Annotated in this window: 1 pseudogene; it reads left to right on the forward strand. The window is 54.3% G+C overall.

Features of this window, described 5'->3' with window-relative positions:
* Positions 1-883: pseudogene (locus FC75_RS12345) on the forward strand (hypothetical protein); the annotation flags it as partial.
* Positions 884-899: the final 16 nt, after the last annotated feature.

The following is an 899-nucleotide window of genomic DNA, read 5'->3' on the forward strand; positions in this document are numbered from 1 at the left end:
CACTATCGATGATAAGGACAAAGACCTGAACAGCGATGGAACTGTTGATGATAACGACTTCAACCAGACGATCAAGGGCGACAAAGGTGATACCGGAGCCAAGGGTGACACCGGCGCAGCCGGCGAGAGCGCATATGAGACCTGGAAGAAGACGCCAGCAACTGAAGATCTCAACAGCGACGGTACTATCGATGATAAGGACAAAGACCTGAACAGCGATGGGACCGTTGATGACAACGACTTCAACCAGACGATCAAGGGCGACAAAGGTGACACAGGTGCCAAGGGTGACACCGGCGCAGCCGGCGAGAGCGCATATGAGACCTGGAAGAAGACGCCAGCAACTGAAGATCTCAACAGCGACGGTACTATCGATGATAAGGACAAAGACCTGAACAGCGATGGGACCGTTGATGACAACGACTTCAACCAGACGATCAAGGGCGACAAAGGTGATACCGGAGCCAAAGGTGACACCGGCGCAGCCGGCGAGAGCGCATATGAGACCTGGAAGAAGACGCCAGCAACTGAAGATCTCAACAGTGATGGAACTATCGATGATAAGGACAAAGACCTGAACAGCGATGGGACCGTTGACTTCACAGATTTTGTCCAAGGAAATAAGGGCGCAACCGGCGATAAAGGCGCAACCGGCGACAAGGGTACGACCGGCGACAAAGGCGCAACCGGCGACAAAGGCACGACCGGCGACAAAGGTACGACCGGCGACAAGGGCGCAACCGGCGACAAAGGTACGACCGGCGACAAAGGCACAACTGGCGACAAGGGTGCAACCGGCGACAAAGGTACGACTGGCGACAAAGGCACGACCGGCGACAAAGGTGCGATAATCCCTTTGCGGTTGTCAGATGAAATATCATAATTCCTCTGACAATCAT

This window comes from Lacticaseibacillus camelliae DSM 22697 = JCM 13995 (assembly GCF_001436615.1).
Classification (GTDB): domain Bacteria; phylum Bacillota; class Bacilli; order Lactobacillales; family Lactobacillaceae; genus Lacticaseibacillus; species Lacticaseibacillus camelliae.